At 66.2% G+C, this 14,728-nt stretch carries 22 protein-coding genes; 21 read left to right on the top strand and 1 reads right to left on the bottom strand.

What is annotated here, in order from left to right; genetic code table 11:
- The first annotated feature begins 103 nt into the window (after positions 1-103).
- The 8 genes from ACGFIO_RS02115 to ACGFIO_RS02080 all read left to right on the top strand — a co-directional run bounded on the left by ACGFIO_RS02115 (position 104) and on the right by ACGFIO_RS02080 (position 4,736).
- Complete coding sequence (locus tag ACGFIO_RS02115) at positions 104-409, top strand: CHC2 zinc finger domain-containing protein (RefSeq protein ID WP_392822548.1); 306 nt, start codon at positions 104-106, stop codon at positions 407-409.
- The gene (locus tag ACGFIO_RS02110; RefSeq protein ID WP_392822546.1) at positions 291-911 is read left to right on the top strand and encodes a toprim domain-containing protein; all 621 of its coding nucleotides are present in this window, start codon (positions 291-293) and stop codon (positions 909-911) included. The genes ACGFIO_RS02115 and ACGFIO_RS02110 overlap by 119 nt, the downstream gene beginning before the upstream one ends.
- Positions 908-1,117 carry a hypothetical protein gene (locus tag ACGFIO_RS02105; RefSeq protein ID WP_392820848.1) on the top strand — a complete coding sequence of 70 codons (210 nt, stop codon included), beginning with the start codon at positions 908-910 and terminating at the stop codon, positions 1,115-1,117. Before ACGFIO_RS02110 ends, ACGFIO_RS02105 begins: the two co-directional genes overlap by 4 nt.
- Complete coding sequence (locus tag ACGFIO_RS02100) at positions 1,114-1,344, top strand: hypothetical protein (protein WP_392820845.1); 231 nt, start codon at positions 1,114-1,116, stop codon at positions 1,342-1,344. The genes ACGFIO_RS02105 and ACGFIO_RS02100 overlap by 4 nt, the downstream gene beginning before the upstream one ends.
- Positions 1,334-2,515, top strand: a complete 1,182-nt coding sequence (locus ACGFIO_RS02095) for a hypothetical protein (RefSeq protein ID WP_392820843.1) — start codon at positions 1,334-1,336, stop codon at positions 2,513-2,515. The genes ACGFIO_RS02100 and ACGFIO_RS02095 overlap by 11 nt, the downstream gene beginning before the upstream one ends.
- Complete coding sequence (locus ACGFIO_RS02090; protein ID WP_392820841.1) at positions 2,512-2,814, top strand: hypothetical protein; 303 nt, start codon at positions 2,512-2,514, stop codon at positions 2,812-2,814. The genes ACGFIO_RS02095 and ACGFIO_RS02090 overlap by 4 nt, the downstream gene beginning before the upstream one ends.
- Positions 2,811-3,173 (top strand): hypothetical protein, encoded by a 363-nt coding sequence (locus tag ACGFIO_RS02085; RefSeq protein WP_392820839.1) that lies wholly within the window; start codon positions 2,811-2,813, stop codon positions 3,171-3,173. Before ACGFIO_RS02090 ends, ACGFIO_RS02085 begins: the two co-directional genes overlap by 4 nt.
- A 195-nt stretch (positions 3,174-3,368) precedes the next feature.
- The gene (locus ACGFIO_RS02080) at positions 3,369-4,736 is read left to right on the top strand and encodes a helix-turn-helix domain-containing protein (RefSeq protein ID WP_392820837.1); all 1,368 of its coding nucleotides are present in this window, start codon (positions 3,369-3,371) and stop codon (positions 4,734-4,736) included.
- On the opposite strand, the gene ACGFIO_RS02075 is transcribed toward ACGFIO_RS02080, so the two are convergent.
- Positions 4,733-5,296, bottom strand: coding sequence for an NUDIX hydrolase (locus ACGFIO_RS02075; protein WP_392820834.1), 564 nt, complete (start codon positions 5,294-5,296; stop codon positions 4,733-4,735). The genes ACGFIO_RS02080 and ACGFIO_RS02075 overlap by 4 nt on opposite strands.
- A gap of 481 nt (positions 5,297-5,777) precedes the next feature.
- On the opposite strand from ACGFIO_RS02075, the gene ACGFIO_RS02070 reads away from it, so the two are divergent.
- The 13 genes from ACGFIO_RS02070 (at position 5,778) to ACGFIO_RS02010 (ending at position 14,636) form a co-directional block, all read left to right on the top strand.
- Complete coding sequence (locus tag ACGFIO_RS02070; protein ID WP_392820832.1) at positions 5,778-6,404, top strand: GPP34 family phosphoprotein; 627 nt, start codon at positions 5,778-5,780, stop codon at positions 6,402-6,404.
- A gap of 106 nt (positions 6,405-6,510) precedes the next feature.
- Positions 6,511-8,013 carry an APC family permease gene (locus ACGFIO_RS02065; RefSeq protein WP_392822544.1) on the top strand — a complete coding sequence of 501 codons (1,503 nt, stop codon included), beginning with the start codon at positions 6,511-6,513 and terminating at the stop codon, positions 8,011-8,013.
- Positions 8,010-8,666, top strand: coding sequence for a GNAT family N-acetyltransferase (locus ACGFIO_RS02060; RefSeq protein WP_392820829.1), 657 nt, complete (start codon positions 8,010-8,012; stop codon positions 8,664-8,666). Before ACGFIO_RS02065 ends, ACGFIO_RS02060 begins: the two co-directional genes overlap by 4 nt.
- A 204-nt stretch (positions 8,667-8,870) precedes the next feature.
- A complete protein-coding gene (locus tag ACGFIO_RS02055; protein ID WP_392820826.1) occupies positions 8,871-9,701 on the top strand; it encodes a hypothetical protein in 831 nt (276 codons plus the stop codon).
- Positions 9,698-9,826 carry a hypothetical protein gene (locus ACGFIO_RS02050; protein ID WP_392820824.1) on the top strand — a complete coding sequence of 43 codons (129 nt, stop codon included), beginning with the start codon at positions 9,698-9,700 and terminating at the stop codon, positions 9,824-9,826. Before ACGFIO_RS02055 ends, ACGFIO_RS02050 begins: the two co-directional genes overlap by 4 nt.
- Positions 9,823-10,113 (top strand): helix-turn-helix domain-containing protein, encoded by a 291-nt coding sequence (locus tag ACGFIO_RS02045; protein ID WP_392820822.1) that lies wholly within the window; start codon positions 9,823-9,825, stop codon positions 10,111-10,113. The genes ACGFIO_RS02050 and ACGFIO_RS02045 overlap by 4 nt, the downstream gene beginning before the upstream one ends.
- Positions 10,110-10,289, top strand: coding sequence for a hypothetical protein (locus tag ACGFIO_RS02040; protein ID WP_392820820.1), 180 nt, complete (start codon positions 10,110-10,112; stop codon positions 10,287-10,289). Before ACGFIO_RS02045 ends, ACGFIO_RS02040 begins: the two co-directional genes overlap by 4 nt.
- Positions 10,286-10,729, top strand: a complete 444-nt coding sequence (locus ACGFIO_RS02035; protein ID WP_392820818.1) for a helix-turn-helix domain-containing protein — start codon at positions 10,286-10,288, stop codon at positions 10,727-10,729. The genes ACGFIO_RS02040 and ACGFIO_RS02035 overlap by 4 nt, the downstream gene beginning before the upstream one ends.
- Positions 10,726-11,706 (top strand): hypothetical protein, encoded by a 981-nt coding sequence (locus ACGFIO_RS02030; protein WP_392820816.1) that lies wholly within the window; start codon positions 10,726-10,728, stop codon positions 11,704-11,706. Before ACGFIO_RS02035 ends, ACGFIO_RS02030 begins: the two co-directional genes overlap by 4 nt.
- A gap of 16 nt (positions 11,707-11,722) precedes the next feature.
- Positions 11,723-12,712, top strand: a complete 990-nt coding sequence (locus ACGFIO_RS02025; RefSeq protein ID WP_392820813.1) for an SAM-dependent methyltransferase — start codon at positions 11,723-11,725, stop codon at positions 12,710-12,712.
- 232 nt (positions 12,713-12,944) lie between these two features.
- Positions 12,945-13,187, top strand: coding sequence for a DUF397 domain-containing protein (locus ACGFIO_RS02020; protein WP_392820811.1), 243 nt, complete (start codon positions 12,945-12,947; stop codon positions 13,185-13,187).
- 73 nt (positions 13,188-13,260) lie between these two features.
- Positions 13,261-13,701 (top strand): hypothetical protein, encoded by a 441-nt coding sequence (locus tag ACGFIO_RS02015; RefSeq protein WP_392820808.1) that lies wholly within the window; start codon positions 13,261-13,263, stop codon positions 13,699-13,701.
- Positions 13,702-13,739: 38 nt separating this feature from the next.
- Positions 13,740-14,636: a JmjC domain-containing protein gene (locus ACGFIO_RS02010; protein WP_392820805.1), complete on the top strand. Its 897-nt coding sequence runs from the start codon at positions 13,740-13,742 to the stop codon at positions 14,634-14,636.
- The last annotated feature ends 92 nt before the right edge of the window (positions 14,637-14,728 follow it).

Here is a 14,728-nt window from a genome sequence, read left to right as displayed (position 1 = left end):
ACAAGGCCAGGCCAACAGGAGGACGTCAACGAGCGACAAGCCCTCGCTGACGGCAGTGCTGGAGCACTACGAGGTTCCGTACGAGCCGTCACGCACCACCCAGATGATCGCCTGTCTGCTGCACGAGGACCACACCCCGTCCTGCTCGATCGACACGAACAAAGACCTGTGGCGCTGCCACTCCTGCAGCCGAGGCGGCGACGCCTACACCCTGATCATGGAGAAAGAAGGCGTGGACTTTGTCCGAGCAAGAGCCCTTGCGGCCTCTCTCGGCCTCCCAACGGGAAGCGCTGGAGGAGGCGACAGCGACCTATCAGGCAGCCGTTACGGCCGACGCCGCTCGCTACCTGCTAGCACGCGGAATCGACCAGCACACGGCGGCTACGTTCCGGCTTGGCGTCGTCGCTGACCCGCTGCCCGGCCACGAACGCTTCCGCGGCTACCTCGCCATCCCCTACCTGGACCGCGACGACCACCCGCTGAGCATCCGGTTCCGCTGCCTCAACGACGGCCACGTCCACCGCGAGCACGGGCACGGCAAGTACATGAGCCTGGCCGGCGAACCGGCCCGCGTGTACAACGTGTCCGCCGTGCATCGGGCCGACGACGAGATCCACATTGCCGAAGGCGAGTTCGACGCCCAGGTGCTCACGATCGTCGGTCTGCCGGCCATTGCCATCCCTGGCGCCTCCGGCTGGAAGGCACACCACCGGCGGATGCTCGCCGGGTTCTCCCGCGCGTGGGTGTGGGGCGATGCCGATGACGCCGGCGCGGACTTCACCACCCGCGTCTGCCGGTCGCTGCGTACCGCCAAGGGCGTGCGACTGCGGCGAGGCGACGTCACCGACACCTACCTGCGAGACGGCGCGAACGCCCTGCACGCATTGGTCGGCACGGAGGTGGCTGCATGAGCGGCACAAAGGAATGTCTCCGCGACGGTGACTACGCCATCGTGCGGTACACCCACGGCACCGGCAGCAACCGGCTCGGCCAATACCGCGACCCCGGCGGAGACAGTCACAGCGCGTACTGGGCGTACATGGGCACCGACTGGACCGACAGCCCCTCGCAAATCCGCATCGAGCACCGGGTGCGGATCGTCGAGGTGTCGCCATGAGCCGCGTTGTCGAGCTGCCCGGCACTCCAGGCCAGCGCCTGAACACCGCCTGGGACGCCATGGACGAGCCGACCCGGGCCGCGTTCTGGCTACACCTGCTCGGCCGGACCAGCGCCGAATACCTCGCCGGCTGGCTCCACCGCGCGGGAACACCGGTGTCCGCCTCCACCATCCGCACCTACCGGCGCGCCCTGCGCCACCCGGGGAGGCCCGACGATGACCGATGAACTTCTGCACGAACTGCTGGCCAAGCCCATCGGCCCGACCCTGCCGAACCGAAAAACTCGACCTGGCGATCTGACCCGTGAGGTCGAAGTCCGTGGCGACGTCGCAACCGTCACCGTCCGCGGCGACAACGGGCAGGTAACCGAGGACGCGGCCTCCGCGTACCTGCGCGCCCAAGGCCTCGACCCGGAACGGTGGATCGCCACCGGGTTCCGCTCGTCGACCTGGACGATGCCCAACGGTGACGACGGCATCAGCACCCGCTACACCTTCACCCGAACCGGACACGGTGAGGTGCCCCGGGTACCGGTCGATGAGCTGGTGACCCAGGTCCGCCAGTACAGCCCGAACCCGGTACGGCCCGACGGTGATCACGGATTTCTGGTTCTGCTCGGGGACATGCAATTCGGCAAGATCGACGGCGACGGAGCCGCCGGCGCGCTCAGACGTACGGTCGCCGGCCTGAACCGAGCTGCTGACCTGCTCACCGAATACCGCAAGCGGGCGAACATCGGCCACGTCCACGTGGGCTGGATGGGCGATCACGTCGAGGGCTTCGTTGCCCAAGGCGGCGCCAATGCCTGGCGGACGCCGCTGCCGCTCACCGATCAGATCCGGCTCACCCGCCGGGTCATGCTGCACGCCCTGACCGTGTTCGCGCCGCTGGCCAATCGGATCTCGATGGCCGCTGTACCCGGTAACCACGGGGAAGCCGTGCGGTTCGGCAAGGGCGGCGTCACCAGGTACGACGACAGTCACGACACCGAATCGCTGATCGCCGTCCACGACGCCGCACGTCTCAACCCAAACGCCTTCGGCCACGTCGAGTTCTACGTTCCGCGCACCGACGAACTGACCGTCGTACTCGACATCGCCGGCACCGTCATAGCGCACGCGCACGGCCACCAGTGGAAGCCCGGTCGGCACTTCGAGTGGTGGCGCCAGCAGGCATTCAACAAGGAAAGCGCCATGCACCAGGCGGACCTGCTGGTCGCCGGTCACCTGCACCACGAACTCATCGACTCCGACGGCTGGCGGCAGTTCATCCAGCCTCCGGCTATGGAGAGCGAAAGCACCTGGTGGCGCCACGCCAAAGGCACCGGAGGCGCACCCGGGCTGATCGTCGCCCTCACCAAGCAAGGACACACCAACATCAAGGAGGTAGTGCGTTGACCACGGGGGACTGGTCCGTCCTGGACATCGACGGCGTCACCGAAGTGGCTCAGAAAGCCGCCGCGAAGGTCGCCGCCCAATACCGCAACACCACCGAATACGACGACCTGTACCAGGAAGCCGTCATCCGGCTCGCCGAACAGGCCGACAACGTCCGCGGCTACATCGCCGATCCGAGCAAGGGTCTCGGCCTGCTGCACCACCGGCTCTGGTGCGACCTGGTCGACATGGTTAAGACGGAGGCTAACCGCCGCACCCGTCACATCTCCTACGAGCTGATTCGAGCGGAGGTGGCATGAGCACCTACACCCGCGAACTGGTCGAACAGCTCCTGCCCGCCGTCTGGGACCACGACACCGCCTACGGCATGGCCAACCCCACCGCCCCCGACCCCGACATGCCACGACCTACCGCGGACCCCGCCCACGCCGGCACCCTGTACGCCCACCTCGCCGACATCCACACCGGCTGGCAGCACGCCCCGCTCAACGACACCGAACGACGCGCCCTGATCATGCGCTTCGGCCTCGACTGGCCACAGAAGACCATCGCCCGCCATGAGCGCATCGCCGCATCCACCGCATCCGAGCGCCTCGCCCGAGCGGTCGGCCGCATCGTCGAAACGCTAAACGGAACAGAATCTGAGTCGGACAAGTAGCGGAATCCTCACAAGCCCCGCTCCGTCGCATGACGGAGCGGGGCCTGCTTTTCGTTCACCACTTCAACTCAGTGCCTAGCAAAAGGCTGCAATTGAATTGCCGATTGGTTGAACATGGCGCCTGGCTTAGGTGTCGGGTAGCCTCACCTTCTATGTAGCCAACGGAACCATGACTGCGAACCCTGGGGGCTGGACATGCCACGACGGACTGTCGTTGCTGATCCTGGTTTTGGTCACCTCCTGAAGGAGTTCCGTGCGGCGCGACGTATCTCGTTGCGGCGCCTCGGCCAGCAGATTCATTGTTCGCATGGCTACTTGTGGGATCTTGAGTCGGGGAAGAAGCGGCCTAGTGTTGCTGTCGCAACTCTGCTCGACGACGCACTAGAGGCGGGCGGACGGTTGTCAGCCCTGGTCTACGAAGTGTCAGCCGACACCGGCGTACGGTCGGTGATGCCCGAGGTGGCGGCAGCTCAACCATCCGCCGAGCTACAGTTCGCACCGAACTGGCGGCGCGCCATAGATGCCGCAGCGGACCTGTGGCGGGGAGACATGCAGCGACGAAGATTCCTCCGTAGCGCTGGATTCAGCGCAGCGTCGTTCCTGCCCCCAGCCATGCGCTGGCTGATGTCTCCCCTCGATGAAAATCCGACTGGGGATGGCGAGAAGGCGATTGGGTTGCCTGATGTAGAAATGGTACGGCAGATAACGGCAACGTACAGATCGCTCGACAATAAATTTGGGGGCGGTCACGTTCGGGAAAGTGTTGTACGTTTTCTGGGCAGCGACGTAACGGAACTGGTCAACGGCCGCTACAATGCTGCCACCGGCAAGAAGCTCTTGGCCGCCGTAGCTGAGACCGTGCAATTAGCTGCGTGGTCTTCATACGACGCCGGCATGCATGGGCTTGCACAACGGTATCTGATTCAGGCGCTGCGCCTTGCGGCTGGAGCCTCCGACCGTCCACTTGGTGCGGAGATCTTGGCCGCGATGAGTCACCAGGCTTCGTACATGCGTTGTCCGGACGAGGCGATCGACCTTGCTCGCGCTGCCGGAAAAGCGGCTCTGGAAGCGGGCGTTGGGGCGATCCGCGCGGAGTCGGCAGTCCTAGAGGCCCAAGGCCACGCTGTCAGCGGCAATGAGGCAGCGTGCGCTGCGGCGCTCGATACAGCAGAGAAACTATTCGACAAGACAGATCGCGGCGCCGATCCTCAGTGGATCGGATATTTCGATGAGGCGTACCTCGCGGCGAAGTTCGGACACTGTTTTGTCGCGCTGGGCCGGGGAGACATTGCTCAGCGTTTTGCCAAGCGATCGCTTGAAATGGACGGACAGCAGTACGCAAGGGGCCGTCAATTTAACCTCGCTCTGCTCGCACTTGCTCATGTCCAAACTGGGGAGATCGAGGAAGCAAGCCGTGTCGGAATTGACGCGGTCGAAGCAGCAGAAGGACTTTCCTCAGCGAGGGCCGGCGACTACCTCGCTGAGCTGGCAGGTCGGCTCTCCAAGCACGTAGGCCTGCCAGCCGTGCGAGACTTTTCCGACAGGTTCGAAGCGACTAGCTAGAGCTTCCCTTGAGCTTTGAGCAGCAGGACGGCAAACAAGCCGGCAACTGATCCAGCGCCGACGATTGATCCGTCTTCCATGTGCCGCTGCACTTCACTGATCGGGATCCACGCGATTCGCTCTGCCTCGTTGATGTCCGGCGCCGAACCAGTGTAATCAGCGCCGCGAGCTAGGTACACAACGTTCTCTTGATCGATTGTACCGATCATTGGCTGGAAAGTAACCATTCTTTCCATTTTTCGCGGTCGCCACCCTGTTTCCTCTTCCACTTCGCGGGCGGCACATGTTTCCGGATCCTCTGCTGGGTCCAGGTAGCCGCCCGGAAGCTCCCATACCCATCGGTTTGCGATGAAACGGTGCCGCCACATCATGAGGATGCGGTCGTCATCGTCGATGACGACGACCATCGCTGCGGGTGGGACGCGCAGGACGTACTGCTCAAATCGAACACCGTCGGGCAGCTCCACATCAGCGACGCTCAGCACTGCTCTACGGGTGTCGTCAACGACTCGCTCTCCGTGGATGGTCCATTCGCTCGCTCGCTTGGGCTCCGTGCTCATGAACGGACCTTAGCCGCACCCTGGCCGATGTAAGCAACCCATCATGGTGTCGGCTGACAGCGGCTTACGCCTGTCCACTTTGCTCCACGTCTCCTTGCAACCAGGCTGTTGATCGCAACGCATTGTGACCGGCAGCACGAAGGCGATGGTGCGTGCCGGCCGTGAACCGGCAAATCAACCACTCGACAAAGGAGTACGTCGTGTTGATCACGGCCCTCGTGGCGGCGTTGGTGGTGGGCTTTCTGGCCGGGCTGCTTTTGTTCAAGGTCAAGGCCCGATGGTGCCCGAGTTGTGGAGCATCCACGCGGGAGCTGTCTAGTGAATTGGTGCGGCGGTCGTGATGCGCCGACAAAGCAGCCGTCACCCTCAGCCCCCTGGACGACCTGCGCCGGAATGGCAGCAGGGTGCATGGCCTCCGCTGGTTGGGGGTGTGTCACGTCAGCCTGGTCTGCATCGGCGCCGCGCGGAGGCGTGGCCGGCGTTGGCCGGTCAGCTGTTCTTTGCTGCGCATGATTCGTTCGGTGAGCCTGAGGTGCATCCGGATGTCGTCGCGGTCGGTTTGGGTGCGGCGTTGCTGGCCGAGTTGATGCTGGTCGGCCGGGTGACGTCACGGGACGGATTGTTGATGGTCGTGGACACTGCCGCCCCGTCGGACGATTTGGCGAATACGGTGCTGGCCCGGGTACGTGCGGAGCAGCAGCTGCTGCCGGTTAGCGACTGGGTCGCTGCGCTGGCGTTGGATGCGGTCGCCGAGATGAGTAACCGGCTGGTAAAGGCACGTCAGATCCGTGTTGAGCGGCCTCGTCAGCTTCGGACGTTGGGGTTGACGCGGGTGACGCGGTTTGTTCCGGTGGACACGGTCGAGGCGGCGGCGCCGGCGGCTCGGATCGCGGACACCATCCGTCGGGGCGAGTACTTGCATGTTGTTGATGCGGTGTTGGCCGGGTTGATGGTGGCGATGGGTCTGCACCACGAAGTCCTCAATACCTGGGATCCCGGTATTGAACAGCACATCCGTTATCAGGTCGCCCAGCTCGTGCCCGTTGATGTGCAAGATCTGATTTCCCGTACCGAGGCGGTCGTCGGGGCCGGTGTCCTGATCCGCTGAATCGCGCGGGCGTTCGCCGTTGTGAGCTGGCCGAACGTTTTCTCTTTCCCTCTTTCCCCTCGTTGAGGAGTTCATTGTCATGCCTGACGTACGTAGAGCCACCGCCATGGGTCGGGGTGGTGTCGCGGCTGCTTTGGCGAGGTCGCGGCTGGGTGTTGCTCCGCTGGTGTTCAGTGTGATGGCTGCGGCGGCGCCGTTGACGGTGGTCGCTGGTGGTGCGACGGCCGGGTTCGCCGTGACCGGCAGTACGGGTATCCCGCTGGCGTATGTGGTGGTGGCGGTGGTGCTGGGGTTGTTCGCGGTCGGGTATGTGGCGATGTCTCGGCGGATCGTGAACGCTGGCGCGTTCTACACCTACATCAGTCGTGGCCTGGGCAAGCCTGCTGGTGTTGGGGGCGCGTTGATGGCGCTGGCCGCGTACGGGCCGTTGATGCAGGTCGGCCTGTATTGCGGGTTCGGGGTGGTCGCGGCCGATTTCATGACCGCCCACGCCGGTCTGACGATGCCGTGGTGGATTTGGGCCTACGCGGCGTGGGCGATCGCTGCGGTGCTGGGTGTGACACGGATTGATCTGCTCGGCGTGGTGTTGTCGGTGCTGCTGGTCGCCGAGATCTGCGTGGCGGTCGTGCTGGCCGTGGTGCAGGTAAGACATCCGGCGGGCGGGCGCCTGTCGGTGATGACGTTGTCGCCGTCGAATCTGCTGACGACGGGGCTGGGTGCGGCGTTGGCGACGGCGATCGCCGGGTTCGTCGGGTTCGAAGGCACCGCTGTGTTCAGCGAGGAGACCAAAGACCCGCGCAGGACGGTGGCGCGGGCGACGTTCATCGCCGTCACTCTGATTGGTGGCCTCTACGCCTTCTGCGCCTGGGCGATGTCGGTGGCGGCCGGCCCGGATCAGATTGTCGCCCGGTCCACCGCGGAAGGATCGGCGCTGATCTTCAACCTGGCCGCGCCCCACCTGCCGCCGGCGGTGATCACGACGGGCCAGTTCCTGTTGCTGTCCAGCATCTTCGCCGCGATCCTGGCCTTTCAGAACACTGACGCGCGCATTGTGTTCGCCCTTGCCCGCGAGGGCGTGTTCCCCACCCTGTGGGGCCGGGTCGGGAAGCGGTCAAAGGCGCCGGTGGGTGGCAGCATCACTCAGACCGTTGTCGCGTTCGCCGGGATCGTCGCGTTCGTGCTGACTGGCTGGGACCCGTTCACCAAGGGATTCTTCTGGCTCACCGTGCTCGGCGGAGTCGGGGTGCTGGCGTTGATGACCATTACTAGCAGCGCGGTGGTCGCTTTCTTCGCCCGCCGCGACAACCAGGCGGGTGTGTGGGAAGGCCGGGTGGCGCCCGCGTTGGCTTTTGTCGCTCTCGCTGGGGTGTGTTACGCGACGGTAGACAACGCGGCTGCGCTGTTCGGGGTCGACCCCGCGTCGGGCACGCAATGGTGGCTGCTCGGGGCCTACCCGGCCGTATTCGCCGTCGGGGTGGTGTGGGCGTTCATCGTTCGTAGAGCCAGGCCTGAGGTGTACGCCAGGATCGGTCTCGGTGCCCACCGCACCGTCAGTCCGGCCGGGGATGCTGCCGCCCTGAGGACGCCGACGACCGGAGTTGTCCGGTGATCCGGGCCTCGCAGCCGATCGAGGGCCGCCAGGCGAGCACCGACGATGCCGTACACGTCACCAGCGTGCTGGTCTCGGCGTTCGTCGGCGGGGATCTCGGCCCGTGGCTGGTCCCGAACAAGACGCAGCGGCGTCGCATGTACCGGCCGTACTTCGGGATGCTGACCCGCCACGCGCTGGAGTACGGGCTGGTTAACATCACCACCGACGGCAAAGCGGTCGCGGTGATGTTCCTGCGTGGCGGCGGCCGGCGCGTGCCCGAGATCCCGGCCTACGAGCACCGGATGGAGCAGATCTTCGGCGATCGCGTCGACCGGTTCCGGGCCCTGGACGCGGCCACCGAGGCGAACCACCCCGACGACGTCGAGCATCTGTACGTGCAGTTCGTCGCGGTCAACCTCGACGCGCAACGGCGCGGATACGGCTCAGCACTGCTCGACCACCTGCATCAGCTCGCCGACCGGTTAGGGCTGCCGTGCTATCTGGAGTCCACCGGGTCCGGACCCACCGCCTTGTACGACCGGCACGGCTATCAACCCCGGCCTTCGTTCCGGATCGCTGGAGACGGACCTCAGCTGTGGCCGATGTGGCGACCCGCGAGCAATACCACGGACCGGGCCGGGGAACCGGCCGCTGCGGCTGCCAGCCGATGACTTCCCGCTCGGGCTGAGACCGGTCCCGACAGACGCGCACCTCTGGGTTTGGCGGCTCGGCCCGGGGGCTGGGGCGTCGCCAGCCACGAAGTTCCCTCCGCCTTCGGGTGGGCGACGTCCAGGCCTGGCCCCGAACACCTCTGAAGCACCTCCACCCCTGTCGAAAATTTTCACCCCTCTTCGTTTAGGAGACGTTGCTCCGTCATGGCTAAGTTCGCCCGGCTCGCCCCGATCGGTCGTCTGCAAACCCCGATCCGCGCTTTCCGGCATCCGCAGACCGGCCGTCGGGTGACCGTGGTCGCCACGAACCATTACGGCACCCCGGGCTACTACCAGCGGCTGCTGCATGCCATCACTGTCCTGCAACAAGGTGGCGCCACCGTGCTGCGCGAAGGCACGAAAACGGCCCCCGCCGACGACCCGGACCTGGCCCAGGCCAACGAAGCCGAGAAGACCGCCCTGGGCGGGTACGTGCAGATGCAGCTCGCCATGGCCGCGACGTTCGAGCAGCACTTCGGGTGGACGCACGAGCACCTCGCGTTCGGGTGGCGCGACGACTGGCACTACGTCGACCTGTCCATGGCGGCCTTCGTGCAGCAGGCCGGCGCGCAGAACGTCCAGCAGACCGTCACGGCTGCCACCACCAACAAGAAGACCGGACAAGCCCTCGACCCCCGCCAGTTGCAAGCGGTCATGCGGCTCCGGCTGACCGTCAGTCTCCGAGTGATCGGGCTGGTGCCGGGCTGGATGCAACGCGAGTGGGGCACCGACCTCGACCAGGTCATGCTGGAGCAGCGCGACAAGCTGGTCCTGGACACGATCGACACCCTCGGCGGCGACGTGGTGCCGATCTGGGGCGCCCGGCACCTGACCGGCCTGACCAGCGGGCTGCTGGCCCGTGGCTATCAGCACACCGGCCGCGACACCTGGCACACCGTCGGCCGGATACCACCGATCCGTAAAGCCCTCTGGCACAAGTTCACCACCAACCGGGCGGTCAAGCGCGACACCACGGCGACGGCGGTGGCCCGGTGAACCGACTCGGAACTCAGCTGCGCGCCGTGGTGGTCGCGTTCTACGTCACGGTCGTGGTCATGCTGCCCGCCCGTGTGGCTGAGCACCGCTCCCAGCCCCGCCCGCAACGGAGGATCATCCGATGACTGCCACGTCGGCGAGTATCGGACCGCCGTACAAGCGGGGCCAGCGATTGACCGGTGATCAGCTGGCGTTCCACCGCGCCTACGTGATTCGGGCGTACCGCAGCGGCGACACCATCCGCACGATCGCCGACGCCACCGGGCGAAGCTACGGCGCCGTTCACCGCCTGCTCACCAACTCCGGCGTGAAGCTGCGCCAACACGGCGGCCCCCGTGCCACCAGCCGGGCCCGCCAGACCGATCCGCGTACGCCATCAGCACCAGCCACACGCAGAGGAGCCCGCCGATGAGCAGCCGTCTGCTGATCGCCACGTTCAACTACCAGTCCGGCGGGCACCGTCACACCGGCTCCGACAGCCGGCGCACCGTCGGCATCCTGCCCACCATCGGCGACTCCGTTCGGCAGGTTCGGCCAGTCAGCCACGCGACCATCCGCGACACGGCGCCGACGGGGGCGCTGCGGTGAGCCCGGCTCAGACGCCGGTCCGGAAGCGGCTAACCGGCTCCGAACGCGACAAAGAACGCAACAGGGTGGCCAATCTTTATCGGCGGGACCACAACGTTGCCAGCATCGCCACCACCATCGGGCGTAATCCCTGGGTCGTGCGCACCCTCCTTGCCGAAGCCGGCATCAAACTGCGCACGTTCAACGGCCCCCGGCAACCGCAGATCCGGCTCACCCCTGACGAGTTACGCGCTTTGAGCGTCGTCGTGGTCGGGGCTTACCAGCGCGGCGACACCATCCGCGAGATCAGCCGGAACACCCGCCGCAGCTACGGCTCCACCCGCCAACTCCTCGCCGACGCCGGCGTGACCCTGCGCCGACGCGGCGGCCCCCGCAAGCGCAAGCCGACCCGGCCCACCCCGGGCACAGCCACCACAACATCGAAGGGGTCCCGCTCATGAGCGGCCTGCTGATCGCCACGTTCAACTACCAATCCGGCGGACACCGCCGCACCGGCGACGGCTTCGACATGAACCCGCTCAAGGACGCGTTCGCCGTCCTCGACACGCCACCCGCGATGATCCTGTTCTGCGAGGCCAAGTTCTACCGCCACGACCAGTACCGCGGTTTACGGCTGGCCGAACGCGCCCTGACCGAGCAGTTCGGCGCCCCGTACTTCGGGTTGCTCGGCACCCTGGAGCGTGGGCCGATGCCCCCGGCGATCTTCTACAACCAGAACCTGCTGACCTGCCTGCATTGGCCCGGCGACGACCCGCACGACCCCTCGGTGTTCGAGGATCAGCGCAATGTGGGCCGGTTCCGGTCCAACACCACCGGCAACGAGTTCGGCGCCTGGGTCGCCCACTTCGACCCCTGGCACGGCTGCCAACGGTTGTACGCCGCGAAACTGCTCGGACAGCACGGCCACAGCAGCCTGCCGTTCATCGGCGGGGGAGATCTGAACTGCTCGGCCAGCGGACCACACTTCCCGCAACGCGACTGGACCACAGCCCATCCCGCCTTCCGCCGATACAAAGGCGCCCACGCCGGCTTCGACACCGAACAAGGCGGCCTACACGGACCGGTCCGTGCCGACACCGCCGCACTCGACTTCCTCATCGGCGGATGGAACCCGCACACCCGCTCACGCCACGGCGGCGCCGGCTACCACGCCATCACCGAACTCGCCTGGCACACCACCGGCCAGCCCATCCAACCCAGCGTGCCCGACAAACCCGGCGAAGGCGGCCCCGACCTCGTCGACTACCTCCTGGTCAACGACGCGATGCGCCCGCACGTCGACCCGGCCAGCTACCAGGTCCACAAACCAGCCGACCCGCTCGTGCACGTCCACCCCGACAGCTACCACGAACGCCAGGCAGCCGGTCGGCCGTACCCATCCGACCACTACCTGATCACCGCCGTGATCAACATCTAAGCGCGGGCACCCGATGATGACTGAACCCAACATCAACACCGATCCGGGCGGCGCACCGGCACCATGGATCGACACCTCCGTCGCGCATCCCGCGCGCCGCTATGACTACTGGCTCGGCGGGAAGGACAACTTCGCCGCCGACCGCGAATCAGGCGACGCCATCCTGCAACGTTGGCCGGACATCGTTGTCGCGGTTCGGGAGAACCGCGGGTTCCTGCAACGCGCCGTCCGCTACGCCGTCGAAGAAGCGGGGGTACGGCAGTTCCTGGACATCGGTACCGGCCTGCCCACCGCAAACAACACCCATGAGGTCGCACAAGCCATCGACCCGTCCTGCCGGATCGTGTACGTCGACAACGATGCCCTGGTCCTCACCCATGCCCGTGCGCTGCTGACCAGCACCCCGCAGGGCCGCTGCGCGTACCTCGACGCGGACCTGCGTGAGCCCGAGAAGATCCTGCACCACGACGTCCTTCACCAGACCCTGGACCTCACCCAGCCAGTGGCCCTGATGCTGGTGGCGGTCGCGCATTTCCTCTCGGACGCCGACGAGCCCTACCGGGTGGTTGGCACTCTGCTGGACGCGCTGCCCGCCGGGAGTCTGCTGGTGCTCTCCCACGCCAGCTACGACCTGATCCCGACAGAGAACGTCAAGCGGCTCACCGGCGAGGACTACCCCGGCAAGGACGGCTTCTACCCCCGCAACCATGAGGAAGTCGCCGCGTTCTTCGACGGCCTCGATCTGCTCGGTACCTCCGAACCGAACCAGCCGGCGTCCCCACGGCCCGTACTGATCAGCGAATGGCGCCGCGAGCCCGGACAAGCGCCGTCCGGCTCCGCCGTATCCACGTGGGGCGGAGTTGGACGCAAACGTGTACCCCCCAGTCCGCGCCCCCGCTCACCAGGGCCGCCCAGGGCCGCGCAGGGCCACACCGGAATGCCTCGACGCCCGCCGCCACGTCGCACCGGCGCGGAACAAAGGACACCAATGACGTTCATCGAATGATCCGGCTCGCTGCGACCGAGGAGTATCCGCCTACTAGGTGATCTTGTCACGGTTCGTGAGCTGTCGAGTGCCGCACCGATCGTTGCTCTCAATGAGGTAGCCGTCGGCCGGCGATAAGGCTCCCGGCCCGGAGCCGCCTTCCGTGGAAAGCAGACGGCCCGAGCCGGGGTGCAAGTGCACTACGGCGCGGAGACCGCATCTCCGCAACGGCACCTGCAAAGGAGATCCTGTCATGCCCAAGGACGACCTGTACTCCGTGGAGATCCCGGACGAGGCGTTCCAGACGCCGTGCGGCGGCAACATCGGCGGCAGCCTGGAGTCCTGCGTCTCGTACGCGGAGATCCCTGGTACCCCTGGCGCCTACGCCATCCGCGACACCAAGCGCGGCACGGCCAGCCCGGAGCTGCGGTTCAGCGCCGCTGAGATGACGGACTTCGTCGCCGCCGTGTCCGCGGCGCCGGACGTCAACGCCTGACCCAGCAGAACCAGTCAAACCGGCGGGCCGCCTTCGCGCGGCCCGCCACCCAGCAAACGGCAAAAGGGGAAACATGACCGCGGCGCGGCATTGGCACGGGTACTCCTGGATGGGCGCGAGCGCCGAGCTGAGAAACGAGTCTCTGCGCCGCCCCGGTCCCACCGGCGCGCCCGAGACCGACGCGTTCATCCGGTCGACCCTGCCGCCCCTGCAAACCGGCCACTACCTCCTGCGACGCCCAGAGGCCGGCCGCACCTGGACCGATCCCGACGACGCCATTGCCTGGCTCGTCGCGAACTACCAGCGCCACCCCCCGATGGAACACCCGGGCGGCGCCCAGGCGTACGTGAGCCTTGACAGTCGCAAGGTCATCAGCCGTGACGGCCTGATCAACGGTGTCGACGCCTGGTGGCAGTACTACACCAGTGACCAAGGGCAGGTCGTGTTCGCGGCCGTCTGCTGCCGGCACAGCCATCGCCGTGAGATCCCCTGCCCGATGCCCCCGAAATCCTGAATCATCGTCAACTACCGGAGGACAGAATGAGCCTCGCGATGCTGTTCGACGACACCACCCGCCACGACATGCTCATCGAGTGGCCAACCAAACCCACGGTTGTCGAGCTGCCGGCCAACAGCCATCTCCCGCAGATCGTCAATGCGCAGATGTTGACCCGTTACCTTGACACCGGTACCGCTCCCGCCGAAGAAATCAACGTGATCAAGGATGGTGCAGCACGGCATCCCCGTGCGTTCACCACCGGCGGTCACCTCGACCCAGCCAAGGTCGCCATGTGGCGGGACCGGGGTTACAGCTTCCAACTGCGCAACCTCAACCGCTGGTACCCGCCACTGCACGCCATGTGCGCTGCCATCCAAAGCGAGACCGGCTATGGCTGCTACGTCACCGGCTTCGTCACCCCCGGCGGCGCGCAGGGGCTGGACTACCACTGGGACCAGAACATGGGAATCATCTACCAGATGGCCGGACGCAAGACCTGGCAGATATGGAAACCGGTCGTCGAGGAGCCGCACCGCGACCACCACGCGTCCAACACCCACCCCTTGGCCGACTTGGTCGATCGGCTGAAGGCCGCAGGCCCGGATATGGAATTCGATCTCGGCCCCGGCCAGGTTCTCGTGCTGCCCCGTGGATGGGTGCACAACCCCCACGCGCACGGTCAGCAGGAGCAGAGCGTTCACCTGACCTTCGTCGTACGCGAGCGGACCGGATACTGGATCGGCGAAAAGCTCGCCTCAGCCGCGATCGAATCCACTGACCTGCGCCGGGCGATCGCACCCGCCCGCTTCGCCGACCCCGCCGCACTCGCCGCAGAGATCGACAGGGCGCGCGACCTCCTAATCGACTGGCTCAGCACCGTCGACAACTCGAAGCTGGCGGACGAACTGCTTGCCGTGGCCAAGACGGAACTTGATGTCGATTACGCCTGAGCCCTTCAGCCTTGAGGACAGTCTCCGCTCACGTCGCACCGGCGGGGCGGAGACCTCCACGACAGGCGGATACCAACACCGACTGTGGGATC

The organism is Actinoplanes sp. NPDC049265 (assembly GCF_043197135.1).
GTDB lineage: Bacteria > Actinomycetota > Actinomycetes > Mycobacteriales > Micromonosporaceae > Actinoplanes.
This window is presented reverse-complemented; position numbering and strand designations above follow the sequence as displayed.